Annotated in this window: 18 protein-coding genes and 1 pseudogene; 7 read left to right on the top strand and 12 right to left on the bottom strand. The window is 38.0% G+C overall.

Translation table 11 applies throughout. The features are described 5' to 3' along the window. The first annotated feature begins 55 nt into the window (after positions 1-55). Both M1D81_RS03150 and M1D81_RS03145 read left to right on the top strand, forming a co-directional pair. Positions 56-1,585, top strand: a complete 1,530-nt coding sequence (locus M1D81_RS03150; RefSeq protein WP_456265664.1) for a multicopper oxidase family protein — start codon at positions 56-58, stop codon at positions 1,583-1,585. A 278-nt stretch (positions 1,586-1,863) separates the two neighbouring features. Further along, positions 1,864-2,235, top strand: coding sequence for a carboxymuconolactone decarboxylase family protein (locus M1D81_RS03145; RefSeq protein ID WP_095407866.1), 372 nt, complete (start codon positions 1,864-1,866; stop codon positions 2,233-2,235). Positions 2,236-2,449: 214 nt separating this feature from the next. On the opposite strand, the gene M1D81_RS03140 is transcribed toward M1D81_RS03145, so the two are convergent. Together M1D81_RS03140 and M1D81_RS03135 are read right to left on the bottom strand one after the other, a co-directional pair. Further along, the gene (locus M1D81_RS03140; RefSeq protein WP_456265665.1) at positions 2,450-3,499 is read right to left on the bottom strand and encodes a hypothetical protein; all 1,050 of its coding nucleotides are present in this window, start codon (positions 3,497-3,499) and stop codon (positions 2,450-2,452) included. A gap of 73 nt (positions 3,500-3,572) precedes the next feature. Continuing rightward, positions 3,573-3,941: an RlpA-like double-psi beta-barrel domain-containing protein gene (locus tag M1D81_RS03135; RefSeq protein WP_456265666.1), complete on the bottom strand. Its 369-nt coding sequence runs from the start codon at positions 3,939-3,941 to the stop codon at positions 3,573-3,575. A gap of 210 nt (positions 3,942-4,151) precedes the next feature. Between M1D81_RS03135 and M1D81_RS03130 the strand changes: the two genes are divergently transcribed. Both M1D81_RS03130 and M1D81_RS03125 read left to right on the top strand, forming a co-directional pair. After that, the gene (locus M1D81_RS03130; protein WP_456265667.1) at positions 4,152-4,826 is read left to right on the top strand and encodes a hypothetical protein; all 675 of its coding nucleotides are present in this window, start codon (positions 4,152-4,154) and stop codon (positions 4,824-4,826) included. A gap of 322 nt (positions 4,827-5,148) precedes the next feature. Further along, positions 5,149-5,616, top strand: a complete 468-nt coding sequence (locus tag M1D81_RS03125) for a hypothetical protein (protein ID WP_024424476.1) — start codon at positions 5,149-5,151, stop codon at positions 5,614-5,616. A gap of 48 nt (positions 5,617-5,664) precedes the next feature. On the opposite strand, the gene M1D81_RS03120 is transcribed toward M1D81_RS03125, so the two are convergent. The 3 genes from M1D81_RS03120 to M1D81_RS03110 all read right to left on the bottom strand — a co-directional run bounded on the left by M1D81_RS03120 (position 5,665) and on the right by M1D81_RS03110 (position 7,373). Continuing rightward, positions 5,665-6,108, bottom strand: a complete 444-nt coding sequence (locus tag M1D81_RS03120; RefSeq protein WP_456265668.1) for a hypothetical protein — start codon at positions 6,106-6,108, stop codon at positions 5,665-5,667. A gap of 174 nt (positions 6,109-6,282) precedes the next feature. Then, entirely contained in the window at positions 6,283-6,885 is a 603-nt protein-coding gene (locus tag M1D81_RS03115; protein ID WP_456265669.1) for an FMN-binding negative transcriptional regulator, read from the bottom strand. Positions 6,886-6,986: 101 nt separating this feature from the next. Beyond that, positions 6,987-7,373, bottom strand: coding sequence for a hypothetical protein (locus M1D81_RS03110; RefSeq protein WP_456265670.1), 387 nt, complete (start codon positions 7,371-7,373; stop codon positions 6,987-6,989). A gap of 327 nt (positions 7,374-7,700) precedes the next feature. Between M1D81_RS03110 and M1D81_RS03105 the strand changes: the two genes are divergently transcribed. Beyond that, on the top strand, positions 7,701-9,023 hold the full coding sequence (locus M1D81_RS03105) for an ATP-binding protein (RefSeq protein ID WP_456265671.1): 1,323 nt from the start codon (positions 7,701-7,703) through the stop codon (positions 9,021-9,023). Positions 9,024-9,804: 781 nt separating this feature from the next. On the opposite strand, the gene M1D81_RS03100 is transcribed toward M1D81_RS03105, so the two are convergent. The 4 genes from M1D81_RS03100 to M1D81_RS03085 form a co-directional block, all read right to left on the bottom strand. Further along, positions 9,805-10,401, bottom strand: a complete 597-nt coding sequence (locus M1D81_RS03100; protein ID WP_144474256.1) for a hypothetical protein — start codon at positions 10,399-10,401, stop codon at positions 9,805-9,807. Beyond that, a complete protein-coding gene (locus M1D81_RS03095) occupies positions 10,398-11,228 on the bottom strand; it encodes an ImmA/IrrE family metallo-endopeptidase (RefSeq protein WP_456265672.1) in 831 nt (276 codons plus the stop codon). The genes M1D81_RS03100 and M1D81_RS03095 overlap by 4 nt, the downstream gene beginning before the upstream one ends. Before the next feature lie 13 nt (positions 11,229-11,241). Then, a complete protein-coding gene (locus M1D81_RS03090; RefSeq protein ID WP_144474258.1) occupies positions 11,242-11,577 on the bottom strand; it encodes a helix-turn-helix domain-containing protein in 336 nt (111 codons plus the stop codon). 322 nt (positions 11,578-11,899) lie between these two features. Beyond that, positions 11,900-12,145: a DNA-binding protein gene (locus M1D81_RS03085; protein ID WP_456265673.1), complete on the bottom strand. Its 246-nt coding sequence runs from the start codon at positions 12,143-12,145 to the stop codon at positions 11,900-11,902. Between the two features lie 508 nt (positions 12,146-12,653). Between M1D81_RS03085 and M1D81_RS03080 the strand changes: the two genes are divergently transcribed. Further along, complete coding sequence (locus M1D81_RS03080; RefSeq protein ID WP_456265674.1) at positions 12,654-12,941, top strand: hypothetical protein; 288 nt, start codon at positions 12,654-12,656, stop codon at positions 12,939-12,941. Positions 12,942-13,026: 85 nt separating this feature from the next. Here the strand turns inward: M1D81_RS03080 and M1D81_RS03075 are convergent, their stop codons facing one another. Then, the gene (locus tag M1D81_RS03075) at positions 13,027-13,833 is read right to left on the bottom strand and encodes a peptidoglycan recognition protein family protein (RefSeq protein WP_456265675.1); all 807 of its coding nucleotides are present in this window, start codon (positions 13,831-13,833) and stop codon (positions 13,027-13,029) included. 49 nt (positions 13,834-13,882) lie between these two features. Next, positions 13,883-14,302 carry a phage holin family protein gene (locus M1D81_RS03070; protein WP_269196187.1) on the bottom strand — a complete coding sequence of 140 codons (420 nt, stop codon included), beginning with the start codon at positions 14,300-14,302 and terminating at the stop codon, positions 13,883-13,885. 102 nt (positions 14,303-14,404) lie between these two features. Here M1D81_RS03070 and M1D81_RS03065 point away from each other — a divergent pair. After that, a pseudogene (locus tag M1D81_RS03065) lies at positions 14,405-14,767 on the top strand (tyrosine-type recombinase/integrase); the annotation flags it as partial. Positions 14,768-14,856: 89 nt separating this feature from the next. On the opposite strand, the gene groL reads toward M1D81_RS03065, so the two are convergent. After that, the gene (groL, locus tag M1D81_RS03060; RefSeq protein WP_024424467.1) at positions 14,857-16,491 is read right to left on the bottom strand and encodes a chaperonin GroEL; all 1,635 of its coding nucleotides are present in this window, start codon (positions 16,489-16,491) and stop codon (positions 14,857-14,859) included. Between the last annotated feature and the right edge of the window lie 20 nt (positions 16,492-16,511).

The following is a 16,511-nucleotide window of genomic DNA, read 5'->3' as shown; positions in this document are numbered from 1 at the left end:
TTGGATGTCCGCACTTATACTGTATCAAATTGAATTTAAGTGAGGATTAGTCAACATGAACCTAGAAAAATTTGTTGACGAGCTTCCAATTCCAGAAGTCGCGGAGCCCGTCAAAAAGAACCCAAGACAAACGTATTATGAAATTGCTATGGAGGAGGTATTCTTAAAAGTTCATAGAGACCTGCCCCCAACCAAGCTATGGACCTATAATGGCAGCTTGCCTGGACCAACCATTAAAGCCAATCGAAATGAAAAGGTCAAAGTGAAATGGATGAACAAATTGCCATTGAAACATTTTCTGCCTGTCGATCACACCATCCACTCCGGTCATCACGATGAACCAGAGGTCAAAACAGTCGTTCATCTGCATGGCGGCGTCACACCAGCAAGCAGTGACGGCTACCCAGAGGCTTGGTTTTCACGGGATTTTGAAGCAACCGGCCCTTTTTTTGAAAGAGAGACTTACGTATACCCAAATCATCAGCAAGCCTGCACATTATGGTATCACGATCATGCGATGGCACTGACACGACTAAATGTGTACGCCGGTTTAGCTGGGTTTTATTTGATCTCAGATGCATTTGAAAAGTCCTTAGAGCTGCCGAAAGATGACTATGACATTCCTTTAATGATTATGGACCGGACGTTTCAAGAGGATGGCTCACTGTTTTATCCTAGCAGACCAAACGACACGCCAGAGGACAGTGACATACCAGACCCATCCATCGTGCCCTTTTTTTGTGGAGAAACGATCTTAGTCAACGGAAAAGTATGGCCGTATTTAGAAGTAGAGCCGCGAAAATACCGTTTTCGTATTTTAAATGCGTCCAATACTAGAACTTACGAGCTGCATCTAGATAATGACGCTACAATCTTGCAAATTGGTTCCGATGGGGGCTTTTTGCCAAGACCTGTTCGCCATCAATCCTTTAGCATCGCACCTGCTGAACGTTTCGATGTCATCATCGACTTTTCAGCTTATGAAAACAAAACGATCACTCTCAAAAATACAGCCGGCTGCGGACAGGATGTGAATCCTGAAACAGATGCGAACATTATGCAATTCAAAGTCACACGTCCACTAAAAGGGAGAGTACCTAAAACATTACGTCCGATTTTCAAACCGCTGCCACCGCTTCGGCCAAGTCGAGCTGATAAAGAGCGTACACTCACACTTACCGGCACGCAGGATAAATACGGCCGCCCTATCCTATTGCTCGATAACCATTTTTGGAATGATCCTGTCACAGAAAATCCTCGTCTTGGCAGTCTAGAGGTATGGTCTATCGTCAATCCAACCAGGGGTACACACCCTATTCATTTGCACCTTGTTCAATTTAGGGTTTTAGACAGAAGGCCATTTGATACAGACGTCTATCAATCGACAGGAGAAATCGTGTATACAGGGCCAAACGAAGCGCCTCCTTTACATGAACAAGGCTACAAGGACACCATTCAGGCGCATGCAGGTGAAGTCATTCGGATCGTTGCTCGATTTGTTCCATACAGCGGCCGATATGTGTGGCATTGTCATATTTTAGAGCATGAAGATTATGACATGATGAGGCCGATGGATATCATTTAGTAAAAATGAAACCGCTCTTCCGCAAAATACGTAGAACTTTTATGAAACTGCTGATTACAAAGGGGCTAACGGACATCCATTCATTAGCCCTTTTTATGATCCATTTCAAAATGGAAAAATAAATCGCATGAATCATTTCTTTGTAGAGCATTCCATACTTAAAATGTTGACGCAGCAACCGATAATACTACTATATACCCATTACATCTATCAAAAGGCACATAAGCCATAATGAACGAACAAATGGAAAATTGCGATAAAAAACGGAGGAGTTCAATTTGAATGAAGAAAAAGAGACTTGCCAGGTCAAACAAGAAACAGCGGCAGGTAACAGAGAGAAGCTTTCAATTCATGAGAATGAGAGCATTCGGTCAAACATTGAACAACTAACCATTGAACTCAGTGAACAAAAAGAATTCAATCACTTCATATTAGATGAAAAACAAAAGGCCATCAGCACATTATCTTCCCTCATCACAAAAGGCAATTGTGATGAAGACTTAAAGACTCATTTTGAACAAGCATTACATATCGGACTTTCTGTTATAGAGATTATGGAGATTATTAAACACTGTACAAAGGTTGCTGGCTTCCCTCACTCCATTAATGCCCTGTTTATCTTTCAAAACTTATTAGATGAAAACAAATAAAACAGAGAAAACGAGATGTCATCAGTCCTCTCGTTTTTTTATGTTCACTCATACTACTCTTTTTCTTTTCTTCTGTCACATAAGCAAAATATGAAAATAGCCCTCGTATCACTGCTTAAAAATTGATTTTCCATCTATAAATCCACCATTTCTCCAGCATTTCAAGTGACAAAATAAAAAAACGTCCAGTTATATAAATAACTGAACGTTTCCTTTATCGATTGACAGTGAAATTGTTAACGATTCCGCCATCCTTCTCCCAAGCAGCTTCCACCGTTTTCTTCTTTATATTGTATTCAAAAATCGTTCTTACCTTCGCCTTTCGTCCAGTATCATCCTTTAATTCTTCTGCGTTTTTTGCAACACCTAAGAAATAAACAGACGACCCGTCCTTAGAAAATTGCGGCTGTGCAGCACTTAAAATATGAACATCCTGGCTGTTTTTAACAAGTGTCGTCGTTTTTCCTGTTTCTACATCAAGCATCTTAATAGAGGATATTTCTTTTTCTTTACGAACCTTTACTTCTGTATAAATCAATTTCTTATGATCTGGAGAAAATGAAATATCATTGATCGTTTGTGAGATACGTGCAATACGTTTTCCCTTCTCATCTGTTTGAAGGGTGATCTTCATGGTTGTTGGTTCAGGATCTCTGCCCTTTTCATTCGCTTCATCGGTTTTTTGATAATCTTCTTTTAAAGAATAATGCTGGATCGCCAAATCATTTGAAGTCGGATCATATGCAAAAGAACTCACCGTATCATCCTTGCTTTTTTCCGGATACAGCTCTTTCATTTTGTGTGTCTTCAAATCAAAAGATGCGACATAAAATTGCTCTCCAGAATCCTTGTTATACCTTAGAAATAACTTCTTTCCGTCACCAGACAGCCTCATACTGTCGATAGAATCATCACTCGTAAACAGTGTTTTTTCTTCGTCAGATTTCACATTTAATTCCCGAATACTCACCTTTTGCGTGTCTTCATCCGTATACGTGTAATATAAAACTTGTTTCGTAGAATCATAAGCAATCGAAGGATATGCTGTCAGTTTCTCCGTATGAAGCGCCCGATCATGCAAGTAATAAGTATTATTTAATTTTTGATCTGTAAATGAAACGAGCAATTCGTCTTTTGCCTCTTGATTTGTTTTGACTTTTCCTGTATGTTTCGCCTCTTGCCCAGGCTTCATCATGAAGAAAATAACTGCCGCAATCACTGCGACGCCAATGACTGTGATGATCCACCATGTTGATTTTTTCATTGCCTTTCAGACCCTCTCTACAAGAAAAGAAGCCAGAAAATGAACTTTTCCCGCTTCTTTGCATGCCTATGTATTAATAAGTGTAATGCCCTTTTACGACACCTTTACTTGTTTTATACCCAAGTGCTTTGAATGCTTTTGGACTTACGTCTAATACAGCATTTGGCAATCTGCCTACATCATATTTATATACTGTAATCACTTTATGTGGTTTCGCTTTTGTTGTCACTCTTAGTTTTGTACCTTTTTTCGGTACGTCAAAGCCCATTTTAGTTGCTGCATCCCAATGACCGAGTTTTTTTCCATCTGCGCCTTTTTTGCCGACACCATTATACCAAGTAATATTACCGCTTACTTTTTTTGCACTTGCTCCATGCGAGAAACTGAATGCTAAAAATAAACTAGCTACTGTTACGATTGTCGTGATAAGCTTTTTATTCATTAAGAAATCCTCCGTTTTTGGTTTCTGCACTCATTATACATGAAGATGAGCTCAGTTATTTTACAGACACATTACAATTCAAATACAAGTTGACCACTTTATGACCGATTAAGTTCATAAATACTACCATAAACAGTCAGAACATTGTAAGCTGTCCCCCCTCCTTCATTTTATATAATAAAAGTGAATCAAATTTAAGGGGGAATTTTCATGAAAAAGTGTTTCACCGTTTTGATTGTAAGTTTGGCCTTCGTTTTGATGTTTTCAAGTCTTCCTGCCTCAGCGGCTAGTCCTCGTCACGGCGCCATTGTGACGCAAACAGATGAAGCCAAATGGTCAGGTATCTCTGCTGATATTGTCCTGCCGAAAACAGCCACCATTAAAAACGGCTATGCGGACTGGTATCTCGGTCTCGGCTCTGCCGTTGTAGAGAGCGGTATTTCAAAAACGTCTTCTGGCTATAAAGTTTTTCTGGGCAGCGGCTCACAAGGCGGCAGTAAATACTGGAACAGCGAATACGATTCAAGTATTAAAGATGGTGCACGTGTCAACTTAAAGCTCATCAACAATGGTGATGACACGGTGTCACTATATGTCAATGGGAAACTGCGCTATAAGCAGCCTGTTTACAATCCTAGCCGTCTGAAAAACCTTGATGTTGTCAAAATGGTACATGGCGTACAGGATAATGGAGCAAACAGCTATTCACAAGCAAGCTTTTCGAATGTACAGCTTCGTGCAAATACATCAGGAAGTATCTATAAAAATTGGGACGGGTCAATCAAATCGTCACTTTTACGTAAAAATTTAGAATCTGGTGCCGCAGCTCCTAAATTCACCGTCATTTCTTCTATCCCATTAAGTACAAGCCTTTCAGCACAATAAGAAATAGAGCACCCGATAGAGGGTGCTTCAGACTGTTGACAAAGGGCTAAAATGATCTTTATTTTAGCTCTTTGTCTTCTTTTCAGCGTGATAGAAAACCTTTGCAGTCTAGGAAGGACGAGCATCGGAGCGGAGCGAATTTGACATTCGTGAGCACCAGCGCGCAGGACAGACAAAGAATGCGAGGGTTTGTCTACACGCTGGAGCATCCGATAGAGGGTGCTTTTTATTGTTCACAGCTTATCAACACTTCTCTTTTAATCAAAACAAAGATTCGTGGTAACATAAACATACAACATTTGACGAAAAAAGGAGAACGAACGTGAAAAAAAGTCTACTTGTTTTCATGAGTCTAGTTGCAAGTCTCTCCATTCTAGCAGCTTGCTCGAATACGACAAAAGAACAAAAACCAGAATCTAAGGCACTTCCAACGATTAATGAACGCATTCAAAAGGAAACGAAAGAAGTGATGGAGCAGTCTAAGCTCATCAAAGACACTGACATCACCGTGGATCAAAAGAAAAAAGTCATTTCTTTAAACGTAACAGCTTCATCCGATACCAATAGTGATTACGCTGAAGTCATCGGTTTAAACTTTGCAAAAACGCTGGCCATTGGAGCATCAACTGAAAAAGAAAACAATCTGCATAAACCGGAAAATGACAGCCTCGGCGCCCTCTATTCCTTTTATGACCTAAACATCACCGTGAAACAAGAAAACGGCAAGGTGCTCGCAAAAGGAAAGAAAACAACAAATGAAACAAAAATCACTTGGGAAAGAGCCCAATAACTGTTTGATGGATTTTCTTATAACTAAAAAAGCTTGTAGAGAAGCAATCTACAAGCTTTTTTTAATGTTCATCTCGGTTAAATCGTCTCTCATAACATCGACCAGTGCGTGAATATCTGAGTGAGCCCTTGATGCTAAACGTACCAGCAAATCCTCTAAATACTCATACAAATGATGATCTCTCACTATATACTCCTCATATAACGGAATGACAAAGAAATAGAGCAAATCAGCGAATTCAAGTGCAGCGTCATCTTCATCCTCATCGTCATCGTCTAACGCCGCTCCAACACTTTGAATCAGCCAATTCAAATCTTCTTTCTTTTCAATCGGAACATACATCAGCTGATGAATATAATCCGTATCCTTCGTTTTTAAAATCCGCTCCGCTGTTTCTTTTGATAGCGCACCAATCTCTGTAGAAGAAATATTCACAACCGCTAATTCGTCCTCTGACCTTACTTGATTCATTTGCAGCAAGTTTTCGTCCATCTCGACTCACTCCCCATTCTCAGATACCATTATTATAAGGAATTGATCTGATTTTTTATGGAAATAGTGGATTTTTTTATGTAATTTTAAAGAAAATGTGACATTATAAGCCAAGATATCTCATATCTCTCAAAAAAACACTCTTGATCATAAGAGTGCTTTTTCTCATACTTCCTATAATCTTTCTTTCATCTCCTCAGCCATTTCCACTTCACCCTCTGCTTCCAGCTGTTCAATAATGCGGATATAATCCCTTTCGTGGCGATTTTGGCTTAATTTGAAAGCAGCCTGAACTTCATCAATGATGATCTTAAAGCCTACAATGCCTTTCATTTGCTTCTCTAACAGTTCCTCAGACAACGTATCCCATAGCACCGGCTGTTCTCTGTGACTTTCGTATGTCTCCAGCATTGTGGTTAATTCCTTAACCAGTTCCGATTTTTCAAGCAGATCCGCCTTTCCATAAACATGAACAGCCTGGTAATTCCATGTTGGTACTGCTTCTTTTTCATACCATGAAGAAGATATGTAGGCATGCGGCCCTTGAAAAATGACGAGCGTCTTCTCGCTCTCTTCAAACGTTTTCCACTGAGGATTCCCAATCGCCATATGCCCCGAGATCACATACGAATCTCCAACTTGATGAAAACTCACTGGAATATGTGTCGCAATGGGCTTTTCATTCATTGTCGTCACAACTGTAGCAAATGAATGAGATTGAATAAATGATTTGATTTTCTCCATATCTTTCACTCGAAAAAATGATGGGATATGCATGTACCCTTCCTCCTTTTTGATCAGCTCAATGTTTTGGTCAAATGAAACCCATTTGCTCTTCGTCCCCCATGTGGAATACGTGTGCTCCTGTTTGAACAAACTCAAGCTTTTGATAAATGCGATGGTAGGATAGCTATATTGTACTCCCATATACCAAAACAAACATCACGTTTAAGAGGTTTTTCCGCAATTTCAAAGGCCTGAGCTATTAAATATCGGGGAATTTCAGCGCATTTCCCTTGTCCGACTGAACCCACTATAAGGAAACAGTTCTCACCTAACCCTGCCTCTTCAGCTATCATGTTCTTAATAACATTCCGTACATGGATCTTAAACGATTCAAATTTTTCTCCTTGATAATTATCCAGAATATACTTTAGTGCTTCTCGAATGCCAAACCACTTCCTCTTCGATAAGCCCCTTTTTTTCCTCATCATTCGATTAAGCATTGTATCAATTAATATTCCATAATAGTCATCTAACTTCACCAAAAACTCACTATCTATTCTCTGATCTCCGCTTTTCATTTAAAGAGAGTTAAAGGGGACGTATAAATTTTCAGCTATTTCCCTTAAAGTTAGATCCCTCGACTCCCTGATCCAAGATACTCTCTGAAGTCTGTCATATCAACCCACCTCAATCTTTTTATTATAATCTCAATACCCATGGATTTTTCTATTTTAGAAAAGAATTTTATACTGAGAATATTAAAAAAGAGACAATCTTGAATATACTTCAAATGGTAGTCTAGTTTCAAAAGTGTGAGGTATAATTTTCTTATAAAAAATACCAATTAAAAAGGAGAAACATTAATAATGAAAAAATTCGATTTGAACATCGAAAAAGTATTAGAGCACTGGACCATTCCTCATGCCTTAAGGGAAATTATAGCAAATGCACTAGATGAATCAAATTTAACGAATACGAAAGAGCCCCTTATTTTTAAAGATGAAGATAATAAATGGCATATCAAAGATTTTGGGAGAGGTCTAAAGTATGAACACCTAACGCAAAACGAGAATATTGAAAAGACAGAGAACCCAGATAAAGTCATTGGCAAATTCGGGGTAGGTTTAAAAGATGCATTAGCGACATTCGATCGAAGGAACGTAGAAATCCTCATTCAGTCAATATATAGTGATATTACAATAAAGAAGTTATCTAAGGGAGAATTTGACGATTTGGTAACTTTGCACGCCATCGTCAATAGTCCGACTAATCCTAATTTGGTAGGCACAGATTTTATACTTACTGGTCTCAAAGATGATGATATCGAAAAAGCCAAAGATTTCTTCTTACTTTATTCTGGAGAAAAGACGATTGAAAAAACGAAGTATGGGGAACTCATTGAAAACAAAAAAAATCGTTCAAGAATTTACGTTAACGGAATTTGTGTAGCTGAGGAAGACAATTTACTCTTTTCTTACAATATCACTTCCACCACTAAGAAACTTCGTCAATCTTTAAATCGGGAGCGAACAAATGTTGGAAGAAGTGCTTACACAGACAGGGTAAAGTCTATTCTCTTAGAATGTAAGAGCCCAACATTTGCTAGAAAGCTGGTGGATGATTTACAAAAGATTCAGACAGGAATTTATCACGATGAATTACAATGGCTACGTATTATTACTGTTCCTGATTCACTAGCGAATAAACTTGAAACTAGTAAAGATCTGGATGGTAATAACTTCAGAAACTTGGAAACTTATGCATTAGAATGGAACGAACACTTCGAATTTGATATCGTAAAAGTTAACCAATTAACGGCTAAAGAAAAAGAAATTTTCAATTACAAAGATACCATTGTAAGTTGGTTCCCAAAAAAGAGTAATCTCATAAATGATATTGTGATATCCAATTCAATGCGGCCAGACAATTATACGGGTAATGATGCACTTGGGTTATGGGAGCCGTCCACTAAACGAATTATCATTAAACGTAGCCAACTGAAAAATATACAATCATTCGCAGGTACACTTGTGCACGAGTTGGTTCACGCTCATACAAATACTGATGATAACACTATAGAATTCGAAAATGAATTAACTGAAATGCTTGGGAAGTTATCTACTCTTATCCTTGAAAGTTCAAAACCTGTAAAACCCAAAAGTATGCTAAAAAGATTATTAAACAAATAGAATGTATGATTTATACAAAGATTTATCAATCACATATTAACAATAAGGAGCCGCTCCTAGTGTTGAAGAGCGACTTCTTTTTTAATATTTTTTTGCCCTAAAACCGAAACAAAGAAGCACAACATCAAGTAATCGAACGACTTATTACAATAGAGACATCATTATTGCCAAAAACGAGCGATAGCACGGTTACTCAATTGTCTATAAAAACGTTTAAAATCGAATGACCAGCTTGCTTAGAATAGTCGGCTTAAACGTTGAATTAACACTTCGGCATACACATACCTCTCTTCTTGCTGAAGCTGGTGTCTCACTTGAACAAATCATAGACCGACTTGGACATAGCGATGATTGAATCACGAAAAACGTCTATCTCCAAGTTAGACAATAAATGAAAAAAAAGCTTCCCCCAAGTTTGTTCAACTTAAGAGAAGCCTCCGTTAAAAACTTCATGTTAACAAAATGTTAACACCCCAATTAAATTTTACAAAAACCCCTATATTTCAAGGGGTTTTCGAGGGTGTTACATCATTCCACCCATAATTCACCCTATTTTCGCGCGATTTCAGTCTCTTTCATTCAAGGGTTTCCGTGATAAAAAACAACAATGACAAAACAAGATAACATCGCACTTTTTCGTAGTCGGATGGGGTTTTCGTTATTTTCGTGTTATTTATAAAAAAATAACAAAACAACAAAAAAGAACTGTCTTTCTCAAGACATGGGATAAAGAGAAGAAAGAGTGGAAGTTCAAATAAAAAAGCTCACCAAAGGCGGCTTTTTATTCAAACTCTATCACGTTTGCATTTATTGGGAATTTTTCCTGTAAATCTGGTAAAGCCATAGAATAAGTTTGATACTTTTTAGGGAAATAACTACCAAGATTACGCATATCTGTAAACAGTTGATTACACTCATCCACATTGATTATATTTTTTTCAACATGAGCAAAATATAAAATAGCTAATGTGCCTCCAACTGCTTTAACATTATATTCTTGCGCTCTCTTTCTAGGACCATTATCGTCTGTTAAAAGAGCGCAATTCTCATAAGAAGCATAAACCAAGGAGGCCGCCTCACCGTCACCTAACTTTGCTTTATACCCTAGAGTTCCAGGATAAGATTTTGATAGCATATAATAATCCCTAAGCATGTTTCGACCTTTTATTTTTTCAATTTTTAGCCAACCTTCATCTACAGCATTCATTACATCTTCTTTAACAATAGGATCTTCATAGGCTTCTCTTTGAACAGAAAGCATTATAATAGGTATTCCTTTTAAGGTTTCTTTTATCAAATAAAAAGAGTCTGTTTTTGAAAAATTAGAGAGAACTGTGTTATCTATTACAACTTTATCAGTCAAAAAATGCTCTATCATATCTCATCCCACCCCAATTCATCAGGGTAGTTTTCATCTGCAATATCAATATATTTTTCAATATTTAACTTTAAAGCTTCTTCTAATGGCTTTAAATAGTATTGTATCAGAACTGATCTACTAATATTTGCTTTATGATATGACTTATATAATAGATTAAAAAACTCTTCAGAAATATAAGATTCTTCTGGAACGCAAAAGGTTGAATTATCTAAACCATGTTCCTCGCAAATTGCTCTGAGTCTCAGCTTACCTTTATTGCTTTGTTTTTGATAATGCTCATACTCTTCCTTCGATATTAATCCTAATATGTACATTCTTAATGCCATTGAATGAAAAGAAACTTTATATTGAATGCATAACTTGATAATGTCTAGCTTAGTTATATTATCTAAACCTTGACAATCATTGATTATACTTTCTTCCGGCATTAGAAAATGTGCAGCAAAATGATCAGCTAAAATTTCTTTTTCATCCCTTGATTTTAAATTGTCAGGATAACAAATATCTATGAGTTCGTCTTTATCAAAAAGGACATGAGACAGCTCATGTGCAGCTGTGAAATTTTGTTGGCCTTTAACTCTCTTATTATGAATTAATACCAGTTTAACATCATTTTCTGCTTTTTTTCTTAAGTACATGCCTGTTGCAGCTGTACGACCCAAATCAAACGTTACAACAAAGCAATCCATTTTTTCTAAAAATTGAAAAATAGGCCCTGTAATAGGCCCATCCTCGATACCAAATTTTTTTCTCGTTACAATAGCTCTATCTTTTGCAATTTGATAATATTTATTGTCTTTATATATCGGAGAATGAATTTTCATTTTACCACCAACATTAATCAACTAGACTTAAATACTTAAGTTCTTCAATCTTGTCAATTAAATCCTGTCCAAATTCAATTGCCTTATTTAATTCAGTACGTTGTTTTCCTTGAATTCTAAATCTGGCTTCAGTACTTTGATTAACGCTAGGGGCTGGTTCAATTCCTAATAAATATCCAGGGGACACATTTAGAGACTTAGCCAACTGTTCTAATTGCTGTTCATCTACTTCTTCAGTTTCAGCTTCTAAACACGCAATAGTATCTTGAGATACACTGGACAAGGCAGATAATTCTTCCAATGACAATCCGCAACGTTCTCTTGATAAACGTAATTCCTCCCAAAACATTTTTACAACCCCCTTAACTATAAACTTAGATTACAAATATCTTAACCAATATAAAGGATGTTCAAACAGAGAAAGCTTACATATTATTGAACTTTTTCAACTTGTTACATAACTTTCTCTAATTCAATTTTAGATTATTTGATCTTGATAATCAATACTTTCGCTTGATTTAATTCAAAGCATATTATATAATACTACATCTTGTTTTCTAACCAAACAAAAACACTACATATTGTGTCATTTTGAAAAGCATACTATATATAGTATTGGTAATTGGTTTTATACTCCCTTACCAACTAGTGATATCGTAAGACATGCCTTTTCAACTTTCATAAGGACGGTATTTCTTCCGCCCTTCTTCTAAATCTTTTTTCAGCTGCTCGATATCTGACTTTAAGAATAAAACAGTTTTCCCCACTTTTTTTATTGGGATTACTCGACCATCTGTATGCAATTTACTCATGCGTTGCTTGTTTACGTTTAAAATCTCCTGAGCTTCTAAAGAGGTGAGGACTTCGTTTTTCATAAAGTCCTCAACCTGCTGCCGGTTCTGCAAATGATATTCCATGTTATCTGCTCCTTACTACATCTTTGATGATTACAAAAAGCGTTGCAATTATTAAAGCGGCCATGATTACCGTTGTGAAAGTATTTGTCCATATTGAACGCGTTACAATTGAAGCCGCACTCAAGAGGATCATAAAGAAGATCAATTGTTTTTGGTTCATATTATATGCTAGACTGGTTATAATTATATTGAGAAGCGAGCGATTAACTCGCTTCCCCACTGTTAGTCCTTCTTATTATCTTTGTTTGCGTCGTGTGATTGTTGGGCAATCCACGCTATAGATGCAACGTAAAAGATGATTTGAAGGACTTTTATCATGTTGTCTAGCATTTCCTCACCTCCTATATTTATTATACTATAACTATAGACTTATGTCTATAGTTTAGGTAGAAAATAAAATATTTTTATAATTCGACAATAAATTACATTTCTCTCACATTATTCATGTTAACATTTGGATGTATTTGGTTGTATTGACCAATAAATATTACTTTAGGGGGAATTTTAAATGAAAATCAAAATTAGGAAAGCTGTAGGGAATATTGCTCTTGCTGGTGTCTTACTTATATCAGGGGCACAAGCAGCAAGTGCAGCAGTAACTCCAGATGATTTAATTCCTATTCGAAACAAAGAATTCAAGTTTAAAGTAACTCAAATTAATTACAATAGTAAAACGAGACAAGCTGTCGTTTATATGACGAATGATGAAGGAAGAAGTACATTCGAAAAATATCAGTGTGTGGATGTAATAGAAGGTACTTGTTATGTTTATAGAAATCAAGAACCTTTGAATTAATCTCAAAAAACAAGCAGTGATAGAGTCTCTGCTTGTTTTTTATTCTTGTTTAAGAGTGCAATCTAATTACTTCTAATAGTATTGATCACTTTAATAGCTTAACTAACTTCGCTTTAGTTTTTGGTCCATATATGCCATCAGCAGAAAGCCCTTGCATGAGCTGGAATCGTTTGACCGCATCCGCTGTTTTCGGCCCGTAATAGCCATCAATCCCGTTGTTTTTCGCGCCCTTATCAGGATAGAAGAAAAGAGCGGCTAACGCTTCCTGTAAGGCTTTTACGGCTGCCCCTTTCGTCAAAGGCTTGGTTACTTTTAAAATGCCAGAAGGTAGGTTGTATGCCTTTTTAAATGTTGTTTTAGGCTTAGCTGTACTTTTTTTTGGTACTGATTTTACAGGTTTCGCGGTTGCCTTTTTACCCGTGTGAGCAGTTGCAATACCTGCTTTGAAACTGTCCCAACGATTAAGCAACTTACGAGGACATTCTTTTCCACTCCAATGTTTATGCAGCACAACGTTTGAAAGTGAAATACCTTGCTCTGTCATCAGCTGGCGAATCAACCATTGAGCGTTCTCGACTGCCTTCTCAAAATTGCCGTCTGCATTTTCACAAATTTCAATACCAATTGACTTCATGTTACCTGTTCCCCGACCGTCTCCCGCATGCCATCCGTTTTCGTTTAACGGCAAATGCTGATAGATGACATTTTCGTCCACAGTGTAGTGCCAGCTCACCGCTGTGTTTGCGCGTTTCACAAAATTAGCGTGACTCGATGCGTTCGCACCTTTGGCTGTGTTAGCGGTGTTATGGACAGTAATATATAAAGGCTTCATATAGTTGCCCGGGCGGTTCTTATTACTTCTCGGAATGAAGTCTTGAATGACTTTCACCATTGTTCATCTACTCCTTAAAATTGATTTTAGTATTAAAGAAAGCTGCCGATTATTCAGCAGCTTTCTTTTCTGATTCTTCTTTTTGACTATCATTTTCAATCACATGCAACCTGTCAGTGATTGCAGCCGGAATTTTAACGCCGATCTGTGCAAGGTTCTCTACTATAGAAAGACCTTCGTTTGCAATGTAAAAAAGCACTGTCCCAAAGGTCAGCACTCCATTTAAACCCATAATCTGATCAATAATGTTGGCCACAATCACGACAACAAAACTAAGCATTTTTCGCACGTAACCGAACCAAGCCGTGCGACTGCGCAACTTCCCAAATTTCCACGCTTTGATGATACCGGTAAGCACATCAATAACACTTAGCAGCAAGAGCAAGTCCAGAAATTTCACTCCGCCGAATAGATATGTTCTTGCAAGATCCAAAGTTTCAAAGTTTATAAACACTATCGTTTCCTCCATTTCTTTAATCACCTCCTTAAAGATGTGAGTAAAGCAATGAATGCTGTTACTGACGCTATGCATCTTTCAATTCTTGCTTGATTTGATTCTCAAGCTCTATTGCGACAGAAAAAAAGAAGGCTTCAGTCACGCATAAAGCCAGAGGAATACCATGATGGAAATTTTGTTTTTGCGAGAGAAAATGGATATCCATTCCTGCCTAAAAATATCATTGTGCGTATGGAAAGGTTACTCGAGAAAACATCTATTAGGAAGCATGCAACACCTCATATTTTCAGACACACACATATCAGCATGTTGACCGAAGCCCGGGTAGACATTACAACGATCATGAAAAGAGTTGGTCATGATGATATGAAAACCACAATGAGAATTTACACACACGTTACTGAAAAAATGAAAGAGGATGCTTCGCAAAAAGTCCAGAAGACTTTCGGAAACATCCTCAATATCGGGATTTCATGAAGAAATGTTATCAAAATGTTATTTTTTCGAGCATTTCAGATGAAATCAACGGTCAAACCCTTGGTATAACAAGGGTTTCCGCCGTTTGATTACATCATTCCACCCATGCCGCCCATGCCGCCCATATCCGGCATTCCGCCGCCTGAGCCGCCTTCTTCTGGTTTGTCAGCAACGACTGCTTCAGTTGTTAGAAGCATTGCTGCTACAGAAGCTGCGTTTTGAAGTGCAGAGCGAGTTACTTTTGTTGGGTCAACGATTCCTTTTTCGATCATGTTTACCCATTCGTTTGTTGCTGCGTTGAAGCCTACGCCAATTTCTTCGTTTTTCAAGCGCTCAACGATAACGGATCCTTCAAGACCTGCGTTGTGAGCGATTTGACGAATTGGCTCTTCAAGAGAACGTAGAACGATGTTTACACCTGTTTGAACGTCACCATCTGCTTCGATTGAAGCGACTTTGTTGTATACATTCACAAGTGCTGTACCACCACCGGATACAATACCTTCTTCAACTGCTGCACGAGTTGAGTTCAGTGCATCCTCGATGCGTAGTTTACGCTCTTTTAGTTCTGTTTCAGTTGCAGCACCAACTTTGATGACAGCGACGCCGCCAGCTAGTTTTGCAAGACGTTCTTGTAATTTTTCTTTATCGAATTCAGAAGTTGTTTCTTCTACTTGAGCACGGATTTGGTTCACACGTGCTGCGATTTGAGCAGAATCTCCTGAGCCCTCTACGATTGTTGTGTTTTCTTTTGTCACAACAACTTTAGACGCGCGGCCAAGCTGACCGATTTCAGTTGATTTCAGGTCAAGTCCTAGATCTTCTGTGATTAATTCTCCGCCAGTTAGAACAGAGATGTCTTCAAGCATTGCTTTACGACGATCACCGAATCCAGGTGCTTTTACTGCTACTGCGTTGAATGTACCACGAAGTTTGTTCACAACAAGAGTTGCAAGTGCTTCGCCTTCTACATCTTCAGCAATAAGCAATAATGGTTTTCCTTGTTGTACAACTTGCTCAAGTACAGGAAGGATTTCTTGAATGTTTGTGATCTTTTTATCTGTGATTAAGATGTAAGGATTTTCAAGAACTGCTTCCATCTTATCAGAATCTGTCACCATGTATGGTGAAGCATATCCGCGGTCAAACTGCATACCTTCAACCACTTCAAGCTCAGTTGTGAATCCTTTAGATTCTTCGATAGTGATGACACCGTCGTTACCTACACGCTCCATTGCTTCTGCGATTAGGCTGCCGACTTCTTCATCTGCTGCAGAAATCGCCGCAACTTGAGCAATTGATTCTTTGCCTTCGATTGGTTTAGAAATCTCGTGCAAGCCTTCAAGTGCTACTTTCACTGCTTCTTCAATCCCTTTACGCACGCCAACAGGGTTTGCACCAGCTGTTACGTTTTTCAGACCTTCACGGATCATCGCTTGAGCTAGAACTGTTGCAGTCGTAGTACCGTCACCAGCTACGTCGTTTGTTTTGCTTGCAACTTCAGCCACAAGTTTTGCACCCATGTTTTCAAATGCATCTTCTAATTCGATTTCTTTTGCGATCGTTACACCATCATTTGTGATAAGTGGAGAACCGAATTTTTTCTCAAGAACCACGTTACGTCCTTTAGGTCCTAAAGTTACTTTTACAGCATCTGCAAGTGCATCTACACCGCGTAACATCGCGCGACGTGCTTCTTCACTGAACTTAATATCTTTTGCCATAATAACGAAACCTCCTCAGT

Source organism: Bacillus sp. JZ105, from assembly GCF_053903125.1.
Note: the sequence above shows the minus strand (reverse complement) of the source record. Positions and strands in the feature narration are given on the sequence as shown.

What these genes read in the sequence shown, in the direction of transcription:
- M1D81_RS03120 (WP_456265668.1), bottom strand. Translation starts at nt 6,108, where the DNA reads ATGGACGAAAACTTGCTGCAAATGAATCAAGTAAGGTCAGAGGACGAA.
- M1D81_RS03100 (WP_144474256.1), bottom strand. Translation starts at nt 10,401, where the DNA reads ATGATAGAGCATTTTTTGACTGATAAAGTTGTAATAGATAACACAGTT.
- groL (WP_024424467.1), bottom strand. Translation starts at nt 16,491, where the DNA reads ATGGCAAAAGATATTAAGTTCAGTGAAGAAGCACGTCGCGCGATGTTA.
- M1D81_RS03150 (WP_456265664.1), top strand. Translation starts at nt 56, where the DNA reads ATGAACCTAGAAAAATTTGTTGACGAGCTTCCAATTCCAGAAGTCGCG.
- M1D81_RS03105 (WP_456265671.1), top strand. Translation starts at nt 7,701, where the DNA reads ATGAAAAAATTCGATTTGAACATCGAAAAAGTATTAGAGCACTGGACC.
- M1D81_RS03080 (WP_456265674.1), top strand. Translation starts at nt 12,654, where the DNA reads ATGAAAATCAAAATTAGGAAAGCTGTAGGGAATATTGCTCTTGCTGGT.
- M1D81_RS03085 (WP_456265673.1), bottom strand. Translation starts at nt 12,145, where the DNA reads ATGGAATATCATTTGCAGAACCGGCAGCAGGTTGAGGACTTTATGAAA.
- M1D81_RS03070 (WP_269196187.1), bottom strand. Translation starts at nt 14,302, where the DNA reads ATGGAGGAAACGATAGTGTTTATAAACTTTGAAACTTTGGATCTTGCA.
- M1D81_RS03135 (WP_456265666.1), bottom strand. Translation starts at nt 3,941, where the DNA reads ATGAATAAAAAGCTTATCACGACAATCGTAACAGTAGCTAGTTTATTT.
- M1D81_RS03115 (WP_456265669.1), bottom strand. Translation starts at nt 6,885, where the DNA reads ATGCATATCCCATCATTTTTTCGAGTGAAAGATATGGAGAAAATCAAA.
- M1D81_RS03130 (WP_456265667.1), top strand. Translation starts at nt 4,152, where the DNA reads ATGAAAAAGTGTTTCACCGTTTTGATTGTAAGTTTGGCCTTCGTTTTG.
- M1D81_RS03095 (WP_456265672.1), bottom strand. Translation starts at nt 11,228, where the DNA reads ATGAAAATTCATTCTCCGATATATAAAGACAATAAATATTATCAAATT.
- M1D81_RS03090 (WP_144474258.1), bottom strand. Translation starts at nt 11,577, where the DNA reads ATGTTTTGGGAGGAATTACGTTTATCAAGAGAACGTTGCGGATTGTCA.
- M1D81_RS03075 (WP_456265675.1), bottom strand. Translation starts at nt 13,833, where the DNA reads ATGGTGAAAGTCATTCAAGACTTCATTCCGAGAAGTAATAAGAACCGC.
- M1D81_RS03140 (WP_456265665.1), bottom strand. Translation starts at nt 3,499, where the DNA reads ATGAAAAAATCAACATGGTGGATCATCACAGTCATTGGCGTCGCAGTG.